Origin of the sequence: Variovorax sp. 22077, from assembly GCF_052044195.1 — a bacterium.
In the GTDB taxonomy this organism is placed as follows: Bacteria; Pseudomonadota; Gammaproteobacteria; order Burkholderiales; family Burkholderiaceae_C; genus Variovorax; species Variovorax atrisoli.
Genome location: NZ_JBQEQC010000003.1, coordinates 103,449 through 117,947 on the forward strand (window position 1 = coordinate 103,449; position 14,499 = coordinate 117,947).

At 66.3% G+C, this 14,499-nt stretch carries 13 protein-coding genes; 7 read left to right on the forward strand and 6 right to left on the reverse strand.

What is annotated here, in order from left to right; all coding sequences use genetic code 11:
• Positions 1-2: 2 nt before the first annotated feature.
• The 6 genes from ACTJLF_RS05055 to ACTJLF_RS05080 form a co-directional block, all read right to left on the reverse strand.
• Positions 3-1,256: an ABC transporter substrate-binding protein gene (locus tag ACTJLF_RS05055; RefSeq protein WP_145761511.1), complete on the reverse strand. Its 1,254-nt coding sequence runs from the start codon at positions 1,254-1,256 to the stop codon at positions 3-5.
• Positions 1,257-1,306: 50 nt separating this feature from the next.
• A complete protein-coding gene (locus ACTJLF_RS05060; RefSeq protein WP_132753592.1) occupies positions 1,307-2,287 on the reverse strand; it encodes a tripartite tricarboxylate transporter substrate binding protein in 981 nt (326 codons plus the stop codon).
• A gap of 60 nt (positions 2,288-2,347) precedes the next feature.
• Positions 2,348-3,811, reverse strand: coding sequence for an aldehyde dehydrogenase family protein (locus ACTJLF_RS05065; RefSeq protein WP_132753719.1), 1,464 nt, complete (start codon positions 3,809-3,811; stop codon positions 2,348-2,350).
• Positions 3,812-3,945: 134 nt separating this feature from the next.
• Positions 3,946-4,953: a hydroxyquinol 1,2-dioxygenase gene (locus tag ACTJLF_RS05070; protein WP_126184614.1), complete on the reverse strand. Its 1,008-nt coding sequence runs from the start codon at positions 4,951-4,953 to the stop codon at positions 3,946-3,948.
• Between the two features lie 139 nt (positions 4,954-5,092).
• Positions 5,093-5,626 carry a hydroxyquinol 1,2-dioxygenase gene (locus tag ACTJLF_RS05075; RefSeq protein WP_126184615.1) on the reverse strand — a complete coding sequence of 178 codons (534 nt, stop codon included), beginning with the start codon at positions 5,624-5,626 and terminating at the stop codon, positions 5,093-5,095.
• Between the two features lie 225 nt (positions 5,627-5,851).
• Complete coding sequence (locus ACTJLF_RS05080; protein WP_019656188.1) at positions 5,852-6,814, reverse strand: LysR family transcriptional regulator; 963 nt, start codon at positions 6,812-6,814, stop codon at positions 5,852-5,854.
• Between the two features lie 159 nt (positions 6,815-6,973).
• Between ACTJLF_RS05080 and ACTJLF_RS05085 the strand changes: the two genes are divergently transcribed.
• The 7 genes from ACTJLF_RS05085 (at position 6,974) to ACTJLF_RS05115 (ending at position 14,496) form a co-directional block, all read left to right on the forward strand.
• Positions 6,974-8,071 (forward strand): L,D-transpeptidase Cds6 family protein, encoded by a 1,098-nt coding sequence (locus tag ACTJLF_RS05085; RefSeq protein WP_440882623.1) that lies wholly within the window; start codon positions 6,974-6,976, stop codon positions 8,069-8,071.
• Positions 8,071-9,591 (forward strand): L,D-transpeptidase family protein, encoded by a 1,521-nt coding sequence (locus ACTJLF_RS05090; RefSeq protein ID WP_440882624.1) that lies wholly within the window; start codon positions 8,071-8,073, stop codon positions 9,589-9,591. Before ACTJLF_RS05085 ends, ACTJLF_RS05090 begins: the two co-directional genes overlap by 1 nt.
• Positions 9,592-10,016: 425 nt before the next feature.
• On the forward strand, positions 10,017-10,196 hold the full coding sequence (locus tag ACTJLF_RS05095) for a Flp family type IVb pilin (RefSeq protein WP_416491941.1): 180 nt from the start codon (positions 10,017-10,019) through the stop codon (positions 10,194-10,196).
• Between the two features lie 17 nt (positions 10,197-10,213).
• Complete coding sequence (locus ACTJLF_RS05100) at positions 10,214-10,711, forward strand: A24 family peptidase (RefSeq protein WP_145761545.1); 498 nt, start codon at positions 10,214-10,216, stop codon at positions 10,709-10,711.
• Positions 10,712-10,776: 65 nt separating this feature from the next.
• Positions 10,777-11,775 (forward strand): Flp pilus assembly protein CpaB, encoded by a 999-nt coding sequence (gene cpaB, locus ACTJLF_RS05105; protein ID WP_145761519.1) that lies wholly within the window; start codon positions 10,777-10,779, stop codon positions 11,773-11,775.
• A 41-nt stretch (positions 11,776-11,816) separates the two neighbouring features.
• Positions 11,817-13,181, forward strand: a complete 1,365-nt coding sequence (locus ACTJLF_RS05110; protein WP_309938659.1) for a type II and III secretion system protein family protein — start codon at positions 11,817-11,819, stop codon at positions 13,179-13,181.
• A 34-nt stretch (positions 13,182-13,215) separates the two neighbouring features.
• Positions 13,216-14,496 (forward strand): histidine kinase, encoded by a 1,281-nt coding sequence (locus ACTJLF_RS05115; RefSeq protein WP_145761547.1) that lies wholly within the window; start codon positions 13,216-13,218, stop codon positions 14,494-14,496.
• Positions 14,497-14,499: the final 3 nt, after the last annotated feature.

A 14,499-nucleotide genomic window follows, 5' to 3' on the forward strand; every position in this document is an offset into this window, starting at 1 on the left:
CGTCAGAGCAGCCGCAGCTTGCCGCCGGTGGGAATGTTGGTGGCCGCCTCGTTGTTCACGATGGTCAGCTCCACCTTGTACTTCTGGCCCTTGCCCCACTGGCCGAGCACCAGCGGCGTCTTGCTGACGTTCTTGAACGGCCCCTGGCCGCCCCACTTCACCGGGCCGACCACCGAATTGATCGAGGTCGATGCGACCGCGTCGCGCACGTCCGAAGCCTTCAGCGACCTGGCGCGCCCCAGCGCATTCGCCGCCACCTCGAAGAGCGCATGCGCGAAGCCGATCGGCTGCGTCCACTGCTTCCTCGTGCCGGCCTCGTAGGCTTCGGCCAGCGCCTTCGCGCTCTGCTGCGTGAGGCTCGATGTGAACGGATGCGCAGGGCTCCACCACACCTCGGTGGAAAGACCGTCGCCCAGGTCGCCCAGCGCCTCGATCGCTCCGGGGAACAGCAGCGCCTTGCCCAGCGTGATGACCTTGGGCTTGAAGCCCTGCTGCCGCGCCTGCGTGAGGAAGGTCTTTGCGTCCGGCGGAATCACCACGCCGGTGACGATCTCCACGCCGTCTCTCTTGAAGGCCGCGATCTGCGCGCTGAAGTCCTGCGTGCCGTTCTGGAAGCGGCCCGGGTCGGTGAGCGTGAAGCCCATCTGCGAGAGCGGCTTCGGAAAGCCCAGCTCCTTGTCGCCCCACGCGTTGCCGTCGCCGTCGTTGGGGAAGAGCCCGCCGACCTTCTTGTTGGTGGCGAGCGTCTTCCAGCCGTTGGTGAAGTTGGCGATGACGTCCTCCAAGCCCCAGAACATGTGGTACGTCCAGTTGAAGCCCTTGGCCGGATCGCCCTTGCGTCCGAAGAACCACGGCTGCCACGGCACCACGCTGGAGACGCAGGGCACCTCGTTGAGCTCGCAGGCGTCGCTCACCGGGTTGGCGGTCTCGGGCGTGCCTGCGGTGAGCACCAGCGCCACCTTGTCCTTCAGGATCAGGTCGTTCGCCACCTCGCCCGCGCGGTTGGGGTTCGACTGGCTGTCCTTCAGCACGATCTGCACCGCGTACTTCTTTCCGCCGACGGTCAGACCTTCCTTGAAGGCCGCCTTCATCTGGTCGATGACCCACTTGTCGGCCTCGCCGAAGGGCGCCAGCGGCCCGGTCTGCGGCGACACGTAGCCGATCTTCAGCGTGTCGGCCGCGAACACCAGCGGTGCCGCGCCCGATGCCACCAGCGCGGCCGTGGCCTGCGTGAACTGCCTGCGATTGATTGCCATGGTTGTCTCCTTCTGTTGTCCTGTTGCCGGACTCTGCGTCGCTCTCACTGCTACTCCAGGCTCAGCTGGCGCTCGCGCACCAGCCGGGCCCACTTGTCCTGCTCGGTGCGCAGCACCGCCGCAAACTGCTCGGGCGTGCCCGCGATGCCCGTCAGGCCCTGCTCCTGCAGGCGCGCGGCGAAGGCGGGGTCGGCAACGATCTTCTTCACCTCGGCCTGGAGCCGGTCGACCACGGGGCGCGGCGTGCCCGCAGGCGCCAGCAGGCCGACCCATGAATTGACTTCGAAGCCTGGATAGCCGCTCTCGGCGATGGTGGGCGTGTCGGGGTAGGCGGCCGCGCGCTGCAGGCCGGTCTGGGCCAGCGCGCGCAGGCGGCCCGACTTGACGTGCGGCTGCGCCAGGACGGCGGAGAGGAACATCATCTCGACCTGCCCGCCGAGCAGGTCCTGCTGCGCCGGGCCGCCGCCGCGATAGGGAATGTGCGTGACGAAGGTGCCGCTCACCGCCTTGAAGTATTCGGCCGTGAGATGGTTGCTCGACCCCGGCCCGACGCTCGCGTAGTTGAGGCGCCCGGGCTGCGACTTGAGCAGGCTCACGAAGCTCCTGAGGTCGCGCGCATCGACCTTCGGGTTGACCAGCAGCACAAGCGGATTGCTGACGATCTGCGTCACCGGTTGCAGGTCGCGCGCGATGTCGAAGCTCAGCTTCGGGTAGACCAGCGGATAGGTCGCGTAGCTGTCGAACACCATCAGCAGCGTGTGTCCGTCGGGTGCGGCCTTGGCCACTTCGGCCGCTGCCAGGGTGCCTCCGGCGCCGCCGCGGTTGTCGACGATCACCGGCTGGCCGAGCGCGGCCTGCAGGCGCGGCTGGAGCTGCCGCGCCACCGTGTCGACGATGCCGCCGGGCGGGAAGCCGATGACGACGCGCACCGGCTTCACGGGCCAGGTCTGCGCGGCGGCGGGCGCAGCGGCGGCGAACAGCGCACCGGCAGCGGCGAGGCTCGCGATGAAGCGGGCGGTGATCGAATGCATCTCTCGTGTCTCCTCGTTCTTTCTCTTGCTCTGATCTGCTCGTCTCGATGTCCCGCTTCGTCAGCGCACGAAGTGCGGCGGTATCTGCGCGTCGACGTTCACCCACACGCTCTTGACCTGCGTGTACTCGCGCATCGCGTCGAAGCCCATCTCGCGGCCGTAGCCGCTCTGGCCGACGCCGCCGAAGGGCGAGCCGGGGTTCACGCGCTTGTAGCTGTTGATCCAGACCATGCCGGCGTGCAGGTCGCGAGCCACCTTGTGGGCGCGCTGCAGGTCGCGGGTCCACAGGCCGCTGCCGAGGCCGTAGTCGGTGCCGTTGGCGATCTGCATCGCCTCTTCGTCGGACTTGAAGGTGAGCACGGTGACGAATGGGCCGAACACCTCTTCCTGCGCGACGCGGTCCTTGTACGACCTGGCGCGCATCACCGTCGGTTCGACGTAGCAGCCTTTCGCCAGTTCGCCGCCGGGCGACTTGCCGCCCGCGAGCAGCTCGCCGCCCTCGCCCTGCGCCACGTCGACGTAGCCCAGCACGCGCTCGCGGTGCTGCGCGCTGGTGAGCGGGCCCATCTCCGTCGCATCGTCGAGCGGATTGCCCAGGCGGATCGACTTCGCGAGCGGGATGAACTGCGCGAGGAATTCGTCGGCGATCCTCTCGTGCAGCATCAGCCGCGAGCCCGCGATGCAGGCCTGCCCCTGGTTGTGGAAGATGGCCCAAGCGCTGCCGTTGACGGCCGCCTGCAGGTTCGCGTCCTCGAACACGATGTTCGGTCCCTTGCCGCCGAGTTCGAGCTGCACCTTCTTCAGGTTGCCCGCGCTGGCCTGCACGATGCGCCGGCCGGTGGCGGTGCTTCCGGTGAAGGCGATCTTCGCGATCTCCGGGTGCTCGGCGATGTACTGCCCCGCCACGCTGCCCAGGCCCGGCAGCATGTTGACCACGCCGGGCGGCAGGCCGGCCTCGGCCATCAGCTCGGCGATGCGAAGCGAGCTCAGCGGCGTGATCTCGGCCGGCTTCATCACGATGCAGTTGCCGGCCGCGAGCGCGGGCGCCATCTTCCAGCTGGTGAACATCAGCGGGAAGTTCCACGGCACCACCTGGCCGACGATGCCGACGGGCTCGCGCAGCGTGTAGTTGAGGAAGCCCTCCTCCACCGGGATGGTCTCGCCCTGGAACTTGTCGGCCATGCCGCCGAAGTAGCGGAAGCACGCCGCGGTGCGCGGCACGTCGAGCCGGCGCGAGTCGCGGATCGGGTGGCCCGTGTCCAGCGATTCGAGCCGTGCGAGCTCCTCGGCGTTGGCCTCGATGAGATCGGCGAGCTTCAGCAGGATGCGGCCGCGGTCGGCGGCGGCCATGCGGCTCCACTTCGGAAAGGCGCGCTTCGCAGCGGCCACGGCCTTGTCGACGTCGGCCTTGCCGGCGAGCGCCACCTCGACGATGGGCGTGTTGTCGTGCGGGTTCAGCGTGGCGAGGGTCTCGCCGGACTCGGCGTCGACGAAGCGGCCGTCGATGAAGAGCTGGTGGCGGATGGAAGAAATAGGCATGAGCGTTCCTCTCCCTCCCCCGCTGGGGGAGGGTTGGGGTGGGGGCTTCTTCAAGGAGGGCGCGGGCTCGAAGAGCCCCCACCCCTGCCCTCCCCCAGAGGGGGAGGGAGAAAGTCAGTTCAGAACTGCACCGGGATCTCGGGCGACTCGCCCTTCTGGATCTCGTACACCAGGCTCGGCGAGCCGTTCTCCCACACCAGCAGCATCGAGCGCTTGGGGCTGAAGCCCTGGTGGCGGCAGTAGGCAGGCATGGCGGCCATGTCGCCTGCCTTCATGATCACGCGGGCCATGGGCCTGCCGGTGTTCTTGTCGCCGCAGTCCCAGTGGATCTCGTCGGTCATCTGGAAGAACCACTCGACGCGGTCGTTGCCGTGGATGATCGGCAGGATGTGCTCCTCGGTCGTCGGGCACATGTAGCTGTGCTTCACCACCGAGGTGAAGCTCGGGTTCCACGTCACCTGCGAACGGCTCAGGAAGCCGAAGAGGTTGAAGGCGTGCACCTCGTTCTCGAAGCCGGGCTCGGGGTGCAGCTCGGGCTGGCCCTGCGGCACGTCGGCGAAGGCGCGGTTGACCGGCGCGCCGCGCTCGTCGCTGCGCAGGTCGAGGTCGCCCTTCAGGCCCACGCAGCGCTTGGCGAGCTCGCGCGCCCTGGTGATCTTGGCGGTGTTGTTGCCGTTCTTGCGGCCGTAGGGCGAGCCGGTTTCCTGCGGCGCGGCGAAGGGGTCGAAGCTCTCGTTGGTCCAGTCGTCGAGCATGGCCTCGAAGGTGGCGCGGATCTGCGCGGTCGGGAAGTTCTCCAGCAGGTCGATGCCGGCCTCCTTCATGGTGCCGTTGAAGCTGCCGGCGTACAGGTCGACCGACTCGTAGTGGTTGACGGTGCCGAACACGTCGTCGAAGTTGACCCAGCCGTAGAAGAAGCCCCAGGCCACGTCGCGCATCAGCGCGCGCAGGTAGTTGCCGGCGTCCATGGTGTGGCTCATGGGGCGGCCGTCGCGGGTCTTCCAGCCGATGTGCACGAAGTATTCGTCGCGGCGGAAGCTGAAGCTGCCGAGCGAGAAGTCCTTGTAGCCGAGCGTGGCGTCGGGCTGCGACGCGATCACCTTGGCGAGTTCTGCGGGTGCGTTCATGGTGTTTTCCTTGTCTGGTCTGAATAAGTGGCCTGCATCCTTCGCGGAACACCGCGGAACCGGCTCTGCCGGGCCGCAGGTGTTGCCCCCGGTAGGGGGTTGGCGCAGCGACACGAAGTGCGCGAAGCCTGGGGGCGAGTCAATGCGCCTGGCAGATCTCGGCCCACTTCTCCACCGAGAGATCGCCCTTGCAGCTCTGCAGCACGATCACGCCCGGTTCGCCGGCGTTGCGGAACTGGTAGGCGGTGTTCTTCGGCAGCAGGCCCTGGTGGCCGCGCGAGAGCTTCATCCAGCCCATCTTCTTTCCCCTGGGCTCGCCCTTCACGAGCACGGCGCCGTTCTTGTCCTTGTCGGCCACCACCTGGCTCTCGTCGAGCTGCACCAGGTGCACTTCGACGTCGCCGTCCATCACCAGCGCGAACTCGTCGTGCGCGCAGGTGTACCAGGGCGAGGTGCCTTCGGCGCGCAGCGTCTCCAGCACGTAGATCTGGTTCTGGCCGAACACGACTTTCTCGTAGGGCCTGCTGAGGCTCGCGATCTCGAAGCAGTTGGAGAAGGCGTAGTGCCGCACGTCGTCGTCGATGGCTTCGACGTGGCCCTTCTCGAAGTCCTTGAGCGATCCGAAGCGGGTCCTGTAGGCCGCGGCCGGGGCAGTGGAATGGGTGGCTGTCATGTTTTGTCTCCTTGGATGAGCGAACTCTAGGAGCCATGCGGCAACACCGGTAGGGACCAGTTTGGAAGAGGATTGTTCGGAGCTTCCGAATAATCGCTGGGGTTTACCCCGTACCGGACCGGCGCCCGGGAGCGAGCCACAAGGCTCGTTCGCTAGGCGCCGCAGAACCGTCTACGCCGGGCCGTCGGCGAAACGAATTACGCAAAGCCTGGGGAAGTGCTCACCTCATCCGCTGGTGCGGCTGAACTCGATGAGCTCTTCGGGGATCAACCCGCGCTCGATCAACGTCGCGTCCCACGGCGGCACACGCGTGAAGCGGGTGGCGATGTGCTCGATGAACAGGCGCAGCTTCAGCGCATTGCGCGAGGTGCCCGCGTAGACCGCGCTCAGGGAGAACGACGACAGCTGGTGGTCCGCCAGCACCACGCTGAGTTCGCCGCGCGCGATGGCGTCGCCCGCCACCAGCGTGGGCAGGCAGACGATGCCCGCATGCTCCAGCGCATATTCGCGCAGCAGGTGCACGCTGTTGGTCAGCAGCGCGGCCGCGAGATAGATGGTGGTCTGCTCGCCGCCGTGGTGGAAGGTCCAGCGGTCGCGCGTGGGATAGCCCGAGTACAGGCCCAGCTTGTGGCGGTGCAGCTCGCGCGGCGTGGCCGGCGTGCCGTGCGCCTTCAGGTACGCCGGCGTGGCGCACAGCACGCGCCGCACCGGAAAGAGCGGCCTGGCCACCAGCTCCTGGGAGGCCGCGGGAAAGATCTGCAGCGCGCAGTCGACGCCGGCCTTCACCGGGTCGGCCACGGCGTCGCTCACGATCAGCTCGAGGTGGATGTCGGGGTAGGTCGACTGGAACTCCCGCAGCAGCGAGGCGAAACGCCCCAGCACCATGCCGGTCAGCGCATGCACGCGCAGCGTGCCCGAAGGCGTACCGCGCGCATCGCGCATCTGATCGACGATGCTGTCGGCGCGCGCCACCAGCTCGGTGCAGTCGCGCAGGAAGGCCTGGCCCATGTCGCTGAGCCGCACCACGCGCGTGCTGCGGTGGAAGAGCGGCGCGCCGAGGAACTCCTCGAGCTGCTTGACCCGCGTGGTGACGACCGAGTTGGCCACGCGCAGCTGCCTTGCGGCTTCGGCGAAGCTCTGGGTCTGCGCGACGCGAACGAAAGTTTCAATGCTTTGAAGGCGGTCCACGGCGGCACTGTACTGCGGGGCCGCCCCGGGCGGGGGCGCGGGCAGGCGTTGCGGGCGCGCCGAAAGGCTTCGAAAGGCCTGTCATCCCTGTATCGGGGGGTTACCCGCCCCACTTACAATCCCTGCCGCATCACCCACCCCTACGAGGTCTTGTCCGCAATGCCCAAGAGCCCCAGGCCACGCGCCCGTTTCAGCTTCTCCCCCACCGTGCGCGCCCTGCTCCTGGCCGCGGCCACCTGTGGCGTCGCGCTTCCGGCGCTGGCGGCCATCGAGCACGAGGAAGTCGACAAGCTCATGCAGGCCGGCAAGCTCGACGAGGCCATGGCCAAGGCCGAGGCCTTCCTCAAGGACAAGCCGCGCGATCCGCAGATGCGCTTTCTCAAGGGCGTGATCCAGCTCGACACCGGCAAGCGCAACGAAGCCATCGCCGCCTTCACGCAGCTCACGCTCGACGCGCCCGAGCTGCCCGAGCCCTACAACAACCTCGCGGTGATCTACGCGAGCCAGAACCAGTTCGACAAGGCCCGCGCCGCGCTCGAGAGCGCGATCCGCACCAACCCCAGCTACGCCACCGCCCAGGAGAACCTCGGCGACGTGTACGCCCGGCTCGCGAGCCAGGCCTACAGCAAGGCGCTGCAGCTCGACCAGAACAACACCGCCGTGCAGCCCAAGCTCGCGGTGATCCGCACGCTCTTCACGCCGACGCCGCCCGGCGGCAAGCCGACCACGCTGATCGCGGCCGCACCAGCACCTGCGCCTGCCGCCAAGGCAGCCCCGGCTCCGGCGCCCGCGCCTGCGGCACCGCCGCCGCCTGCCAAGGTCGCGGCAGCTCCCGCGCCGGTGGCCGCGGCGCCCAAGGCACCCGAAGCAGCACCGGCTCCCGCACCTGCCCCGGCACCCGCAGCAGGCAACGCCTCTGCCAATGCCGAAGTCGAATCGGCCGTGCGCGCATGGGCTTCTGCCTGGGCCAGCCAGGACATGGATCGCTACCTCGCGGCCTACGGCTCCGACTTCACGCCCGCCGGCGGCCAGAGCCGCAAGAGCTGGGAAGAAGACCGCCGCGCGCGCATCGTCGGCAAGTCGAGCATCAGCGTGAACATCGAGAACCTCGCGATCAAGGTCGACGGCCAGAACGCGACGGCCAAGTTCCGCCAGATCTACCGCGCGGACAACCTCAACGTTTCGAGCCGCAAGACGCTGGAGATGCAGCGCTCCGGCAATCAATGGCACATTCGCAAGGAAAGCGTCGGCGGCTAGTGGCAGACATCGTCCGGCAGGGCCGGCTTCAGCATCCCCCTTTTCGTCTGCGCAGCGGACAGCAGCTGCTCGCGGCGATTGCCGCCGCGTCGGCACTGATGTTCGCGGCGCCCGGTGCCGCGCTGGCGTCGAACGCCGCCGGCAAGACAGGCGGCGCCGCCAAGGCGGGCAGCGCGGCTCACAAGGAAAAAGGCGGCAAGACAGCCGTTGCAGGCAACGGCCGCAACGGCAGCCGCGCCACGGCGCGCAACGGCACGAACAGCCGTGTCGCCTCGGCCTGGGAAGTCAGAGAGCCTCGCGGCGCCAAGGGCAGGAAGAGCACCGGCAACGCCGAGCTGCGCACGGCTGCGGCTGCAGCAGCGAATGCCAAGCCCGCACGCAGGCCGGCACCGGCCGGCAGCATCCAGGAAGCCAGCAGCGCCGAAGCCCGGCTGATCGCCGTCTACGAGATGTTCGGCCGCGGCCAGACCCGGCCCGCGCTGGCCAAGGCGCGCGACCTGGTGCGCGACTACCCGAACTTCCAGCTGGCACAGCTCGTCTACGGCGACCTGCTCGCCGCGCAGGTGCCGCCTTCGAACTCGCTGCCCGACACCGCCAGCATCGCGAAGATGCGCGGCAACCCGGCCATGGCCGAGCTGCACGAGGAATCGAAGCGCCGCCTGCAGGCCCTGCGCGACCGCCCACCGGCCAACACCGTGCCCTCGCAGTTCCTGGCGCTGTCCACCCGCAGCCGCTACGCCATCGCGGTGGACGCCTCGCGCTCGCGGCTCTACCTGTTCGAGAACTCGGACAAGGGCCTGAAGCTGGCGGCCGACTACTACATCTCGGTCGGCAAGGCCGGCACCGACAAGGCCACCGAAGGCGATGCGCGCACGCCGCTGGGCGTGTACTACATCACCAGCAGCCTCGATCCGAAGACGCTGAAGGACTTCTACGGCGCGGGCGCCCTGCCCATCAACTACCCCAACCCGTACGACGTGCGGCGCGGCAAGACCGGCAGCGGCATCTGGCTGCACGGCACCCCGCCGCAGCAGTTCGCCCGGGCGCCGCTGGCGAGCGACGGCTGCGTGGTCATGGCCAACCCCGACCTCAGGCAGCTATTGCGCAAGGTGCAAATCGGCGCCACGCCGGTGGTCACCGCGCGCAGCCTGCAATGGATTTCGCAAACGCAGGCAGAAAAAGAAGCCCAGTCAATTACAAGTGCTATCACCGGCTGGAAAGACGCCCGCGCCAGCGGAAATGAAGCGCAATTGAAGAAATTCTATTTGCCCGATTTCCAGCGCATAGCCAAAAAGTCCAATGAGGGAATTTCAGTCGTCGACGACGAAGTGAAATACGCGCAGGGCAAGCGCGTCCAGCTCAAGGACATGTCGTACCTCCACTGGAAGGACGGCGACGACACCATGGTTGTCACCTTCGGCGAAGTGTTCGAAGGCGAGAAGAGCGGACGTTCCCGTCGCCAGTACTGGTTACGCCAGGGTACCGACTGGAAGCTCTTCCACGAAGAGATCCTGGGCTGAGGCCCGGGCCCTAGACCCTCCTGCCCTTGGGGCGACCCCCTCGAAGTCGTGACTTTTTGCTCACGAACTGGGCCTTTTTTGACCGTTACATCTAAGGCTCAGGGGCCCGTGCTACGTAACACGTAACGCGTTTGTTCCCGTAACGCCCCCATCCCGAGCGTTCCCCGCGCCGTTACGCCACATCCCCCCTTCATGGGAGGCGCACTGTGGTCCACAGAGGGAAAAATTGGTTTCCTGATCGTTAACTGGCTGAGCAGGTCACCCCTGTCTCCGGCTGGCGAGAGGCTGGCCGCTATCCTGCTATACCCCTTTCGGCTAGCACACTCTGACGAAAGACTTGCGGGTTTGCCTTGTTGATACACGGAGTTACGCTGTATAACATCCACCTCGCAAGCCTTTGTTAACACTTCCTTGAAGGGGAAATCATGCTCAGCTCTATTACTCGTTTTCTGCGCGATGAAGAAGGTGCGACCGCAATTGAATATGGAATTATTGCGGGGCTTATTTCGGTGGTGATGATCACCGCAATTACAGGTACCGACGGTATTGGCGCAAAGCTGTCCACCATCTGGACCAGCATCAAGACGGCCATCAGCGCTGCGTAATAGCGCGTTCCGTGGCAATGACATCGGTGTGCTTGATGTGGCTGGTCCTCATAGCCGTCTATGACTTCAAGCAACGCCGCGTCCCCAATTGGCTTTCGCTCGCAGGCGCCCTCCTGGCGCTTGCGGCGCTCGCCCTGGGAATCAGTCCAGGCGGCGACTGGAGAAACGCGTTGATCGGTGCAGGCGCCGGCTTCTTCGGACTGCTGGTTTTCTACGCTCTGGGCGTCATGGGCGCAGGCGATGTGAAGTTCGCAGGTGCGCTTGGCCTCTGGGTGGGCATTTCGGCACTGCCGCCTGTCTGGATTGTCGGCAGCCTGCTGGCTGGCTTGCATGCGGTGCTCTGGATGGTCCTTCATCGCTGGCCTGTGCTTCCCAAGGTTTCGCTGATGCTTTTCGGATCGTCATCTCGTGTTGCCGGCGACTCGTCTTCGACTCGGGTGCGCTTCATTCCCTATGCGGCATATCTGGCGATCGGCGCGGCGGTTTGGATGGTTTGGGGTCGACAGAGCGGGTAGTCGTCATCTCGCCATGAGTTGTTCATCGATAGCTCCACTGATTCCTCTCTCTTGAAACGCCGATCATGATCAACCTCACCAAAGTCATCGCAGCCATCCTCGTGCTCCTGGCGCTTGCACTCGGCGGCTATGCATGGGTGTTGAGCAGACAGTCGCCGCCGCCCGTGGCAACTGCCCCGTCGTCAGCCAGCGCGCCGGCCGCCAAGGCCGCCCAGAGCCAGACCTTTGCCGTCGTTGTTGCAGCCAAGCCTCTGCCGGCTGGACAGGCGATTCCTGCCGACGCACTGCGTGTGGAGCAACTGACCATCAACCCGGCGGGGGCATTCCAGGACACCGCACCTCTCGCGGGACGGGTGCCCGTCATGGACCTGGGCGAAGGCACGCCTCTCCTTGAAGGTCAACTGGTCTCGGGGCTGGCCTTGCGCGTCGCAGACGGCGAACGGGCTGTGGCTATCAAGGCAGACGAAGCCATGGGCGTGGGCAACAAGGTCCAGCCGGGCGACTTCGTCGACGTCTTCCTGATGCTCAAGTCAGACATCAAGGACATCGATCGCAGCCAGGCGCGCCTGCTGCTGTCACGCACGCGCGTGCTGGCCTATGGCAACGCCTCCGTGGACGGCCTCGCATCAAAGACCGACAAGAACGCCGCCGCACAGGCTCAGCGCGCAGAGCCCGCCCGCACCGCCGTGCTCGCGGTGCCTGTGGAAGACATCAACCGGCTGACGCTCGCCGAGAACAGCGGCCGCCTGGTGCTGGCGCTGCGCAATCCAACCGACATGTCGCAGCCCGATCCCAAGCTTTTCGCGGAGTTGCCCACCGCCCTGCAACCACTGCCGGCAAAAGCCGGCGAGCCGCGTCGTCCACCACTCGAAGGTCTTGATCGCGCTCAGGCGGGCCTCACCACAGCCGATTTCGTCACGGGAGGAACCCCAGGCGCATCGCGTCAACCCGCCGTCGCCAGTGTGAGGGCACCGGCTGCCGCCAGTTCCGGAGGCAACAGCGCCCGCCGCGGTCTGCAGGTCGAAGTCATCCGCGGCGACCGCAGCGAAACCATCAATTACTGATCAGCGCAAATCCCATTCATGCCATACAGGAACACAACGACATGAAGTTCGCAGCACGCAAGAGAACGTCTCCGACGGCAGGTTCTCTGCGCCCTCATCTCGCGTTGCTGTACCTGCTGGGGACAGGCGTATGTCCCGTCATATCGACTGCAGCCGATGCGCAAGCACCGGCTTCGCGGCCTGCGCTTGCGCTGCGGGTCGATGCAGGCACTCAAAAGGAATTGCTGATCGCCAAGGGCATCGAACGCATGGCGATCGCTGACGAGACGGTGGCAGCCGTCGCGCTGACCCGTCAATCGCCAAACTCGCCCGCCGCTCGCCTCATCGTCACCGGCAAGGCTGCGGGAAGGACCACCCTGATGGTCTGGGAAAAGGGGCAATTGAGCGCCACGGTGTACGAATTGGAGGTACGTCGCCGGGCGTCGACGCTCACCGGCTCGCTCAACAGCATGGACGCGCATCAGGAAGCACGCGACGCGGCTATGGCCGCCAGCGGAGAGAAAACGGTGCTGCTAGATCGCTCGAGCGTCAACGTCCGGAGCAACACGGTGCAGGTCGAGGTCAAGATCGTCGAGTTCAACCGCAGCGTGCTCAAGCAGGCCGGGCTCAACATCTTCAGCACCCGCGCCAACTCCAACGGGTTCAGCTTCGGCGTCTTTTCTCCTTCGTCGCTGGGCTCCGTGTCATTCGCGTCCAACGGCGCCATCACCGGCGAGTACAACAACCCGCTCGCCCAGGCTTTCAGCCTCCTGTTCAACTTCGGCAAGGCCGGTGTTGGCCTGAACGTCGGCTTCCTTGAAGGCAACGGCATGGCACGCGTGCTCGCCGAGCCCACGCTGGTCGCGCTATCGGGGCAGAGTGCGAGCTTCCTTGCCGGGGGCGAACTCCCGGTTCCGGCACCCCAGGGCCTGGGAACGACAAGCATCGAATACAAGCCCTTCGGCATCGGCCTGACCTTGACGCCGACGATCCTGTCCAACGAACGCATCGTGCTAAAGGTCGCGCCTGAAGCGAGCGACCTCGACTACACGAATTCGCTGAGCATCAACGGCGTCGCAGTGCCCGCCATCAGTACGCGCCGGGCCGACACGACGGTCGAGCTCGGTGACGGCGAGAGCTTCATCATCGGCGGCCTCGTGAGCCGCACCACGACATCGAACGCCAACAAGGTGCCGCTGCTCGGCGACATCCCCGTGCTCGGTACGTTCTTCAAGCAGAACAAATATCAGATGAGCGAGAAGGAGTTGGTGATCCTCGTCACGCCGCACCTGGTCAAGCCCATTGCACGCGGCACCGATCTGGCACCGTACCTGCCCGGTGGCGCAGAGCAACGCGATGGCCCGGTGTGGCGCGCGCATCTGCTCGGCCCGGCCTCCGGCACTACCGTGCCCGGTTTCTCGCGTTGATCAAAAGGCCCGCGCACAGCCGGTGGTCGACGCCATGAACGCTCCTCGCGACAACATACCAGAGGCAGGCACGGAGACCTATCTCTTTGCCTCGTCCAGCGGAAGCCACATCACGTGGCTGACCGATTCACTCAGCAAACTCGGCTCGGTGGTTGTGCTTGCGCCCGACGCGAAGTCGATCGACGAGCGCATCGCGCTGCTCGGTCCGGTGGCTGTATTTCTCGATTTCTCGGGCGACGGCGCAGCTGCAGCCATCGAGTTGCACCAGCGCCTGAAGCGCGATTGGCCGACATTGCCAGTACTGGCCACAGGTGTCTCGGCCGAACCTGCATCCATGCTTGCCGCGCTGCGCGCCGGGGTGGACGATTTCGTCGACCTGTCAGCCCCGTCGGAAGATGCGGTGAACACGCTGCGCAAGCTGCTGGACCGCCGCAGCAGCACGCAGGGCGGCATGCGCGGCTGCACGCTCGCACTGCTCGGCGCGCGGGCGGGCATTGGTGTGACCACGCTCGCCACGAGCCTGTCGCTAGTGCTCCACGACATGCTGTCGCAGGCGCCACGGCCTGCGAACCGCAGCGTTCGCCATGGCGTAGCGTTGCTCGACCTCGGACTGCCGGCGCGCGACGGGCTTCTTTACCTCGACACCCAGAGCGGCTTCAGCTTTGTCGACGGCGTGCGCAACCTGCGCCGCCTTGACCAGACCTTGCTGCATACCGCGCTGGCCCATCACACGAGCGGTGTCGCAGTCCTTCCGTTGCCGACAAGCCTCGCGCAGGTGCGCGAGATCTCGCACGCCGATTCGGTGGCATTGATCAAGCGGCTGGGCGACTTCTTCGACTTTCAGGTTGCCGACCTCGGCGGCTTCTCGACCATCGACTTCGTTGCACAGACCGTGCAGGCCTCGCAGCGTAGCTGGGTGGTCTGCGACCAGAGCATCGGCGCGATCGTGTCGACGGCAAACATGCTCAAGGAGTTGCGCACGCGCGGCATCGAGACCGACCGGCTGGGTCTTGTAGTCAACAAGTTCGACAGTCATGTCGGCCTCACGGCCAAGGACATCGCCGAGCGCCTGGAGCTGCCGCTGCGCCACGTGCTGCCTTCGCGCAGTGCTCAACTGATGGCGGCCGCGAGCCGCGGCGAGATGCTGGTGCGCACCGCACGCAGCGACCCCTACGCGCAGGCGGTGACCGGCCTGGCCCGCAGCCTGCACCAGGAATACATGTCTACCACGGGCCAACCTCCGGCCAAGGATCCACGCTGGGTTGCGCTCATGTCGCAGGTCACCGGCTTCTGGAAGAGTTCACACGAAGGTTGAGCC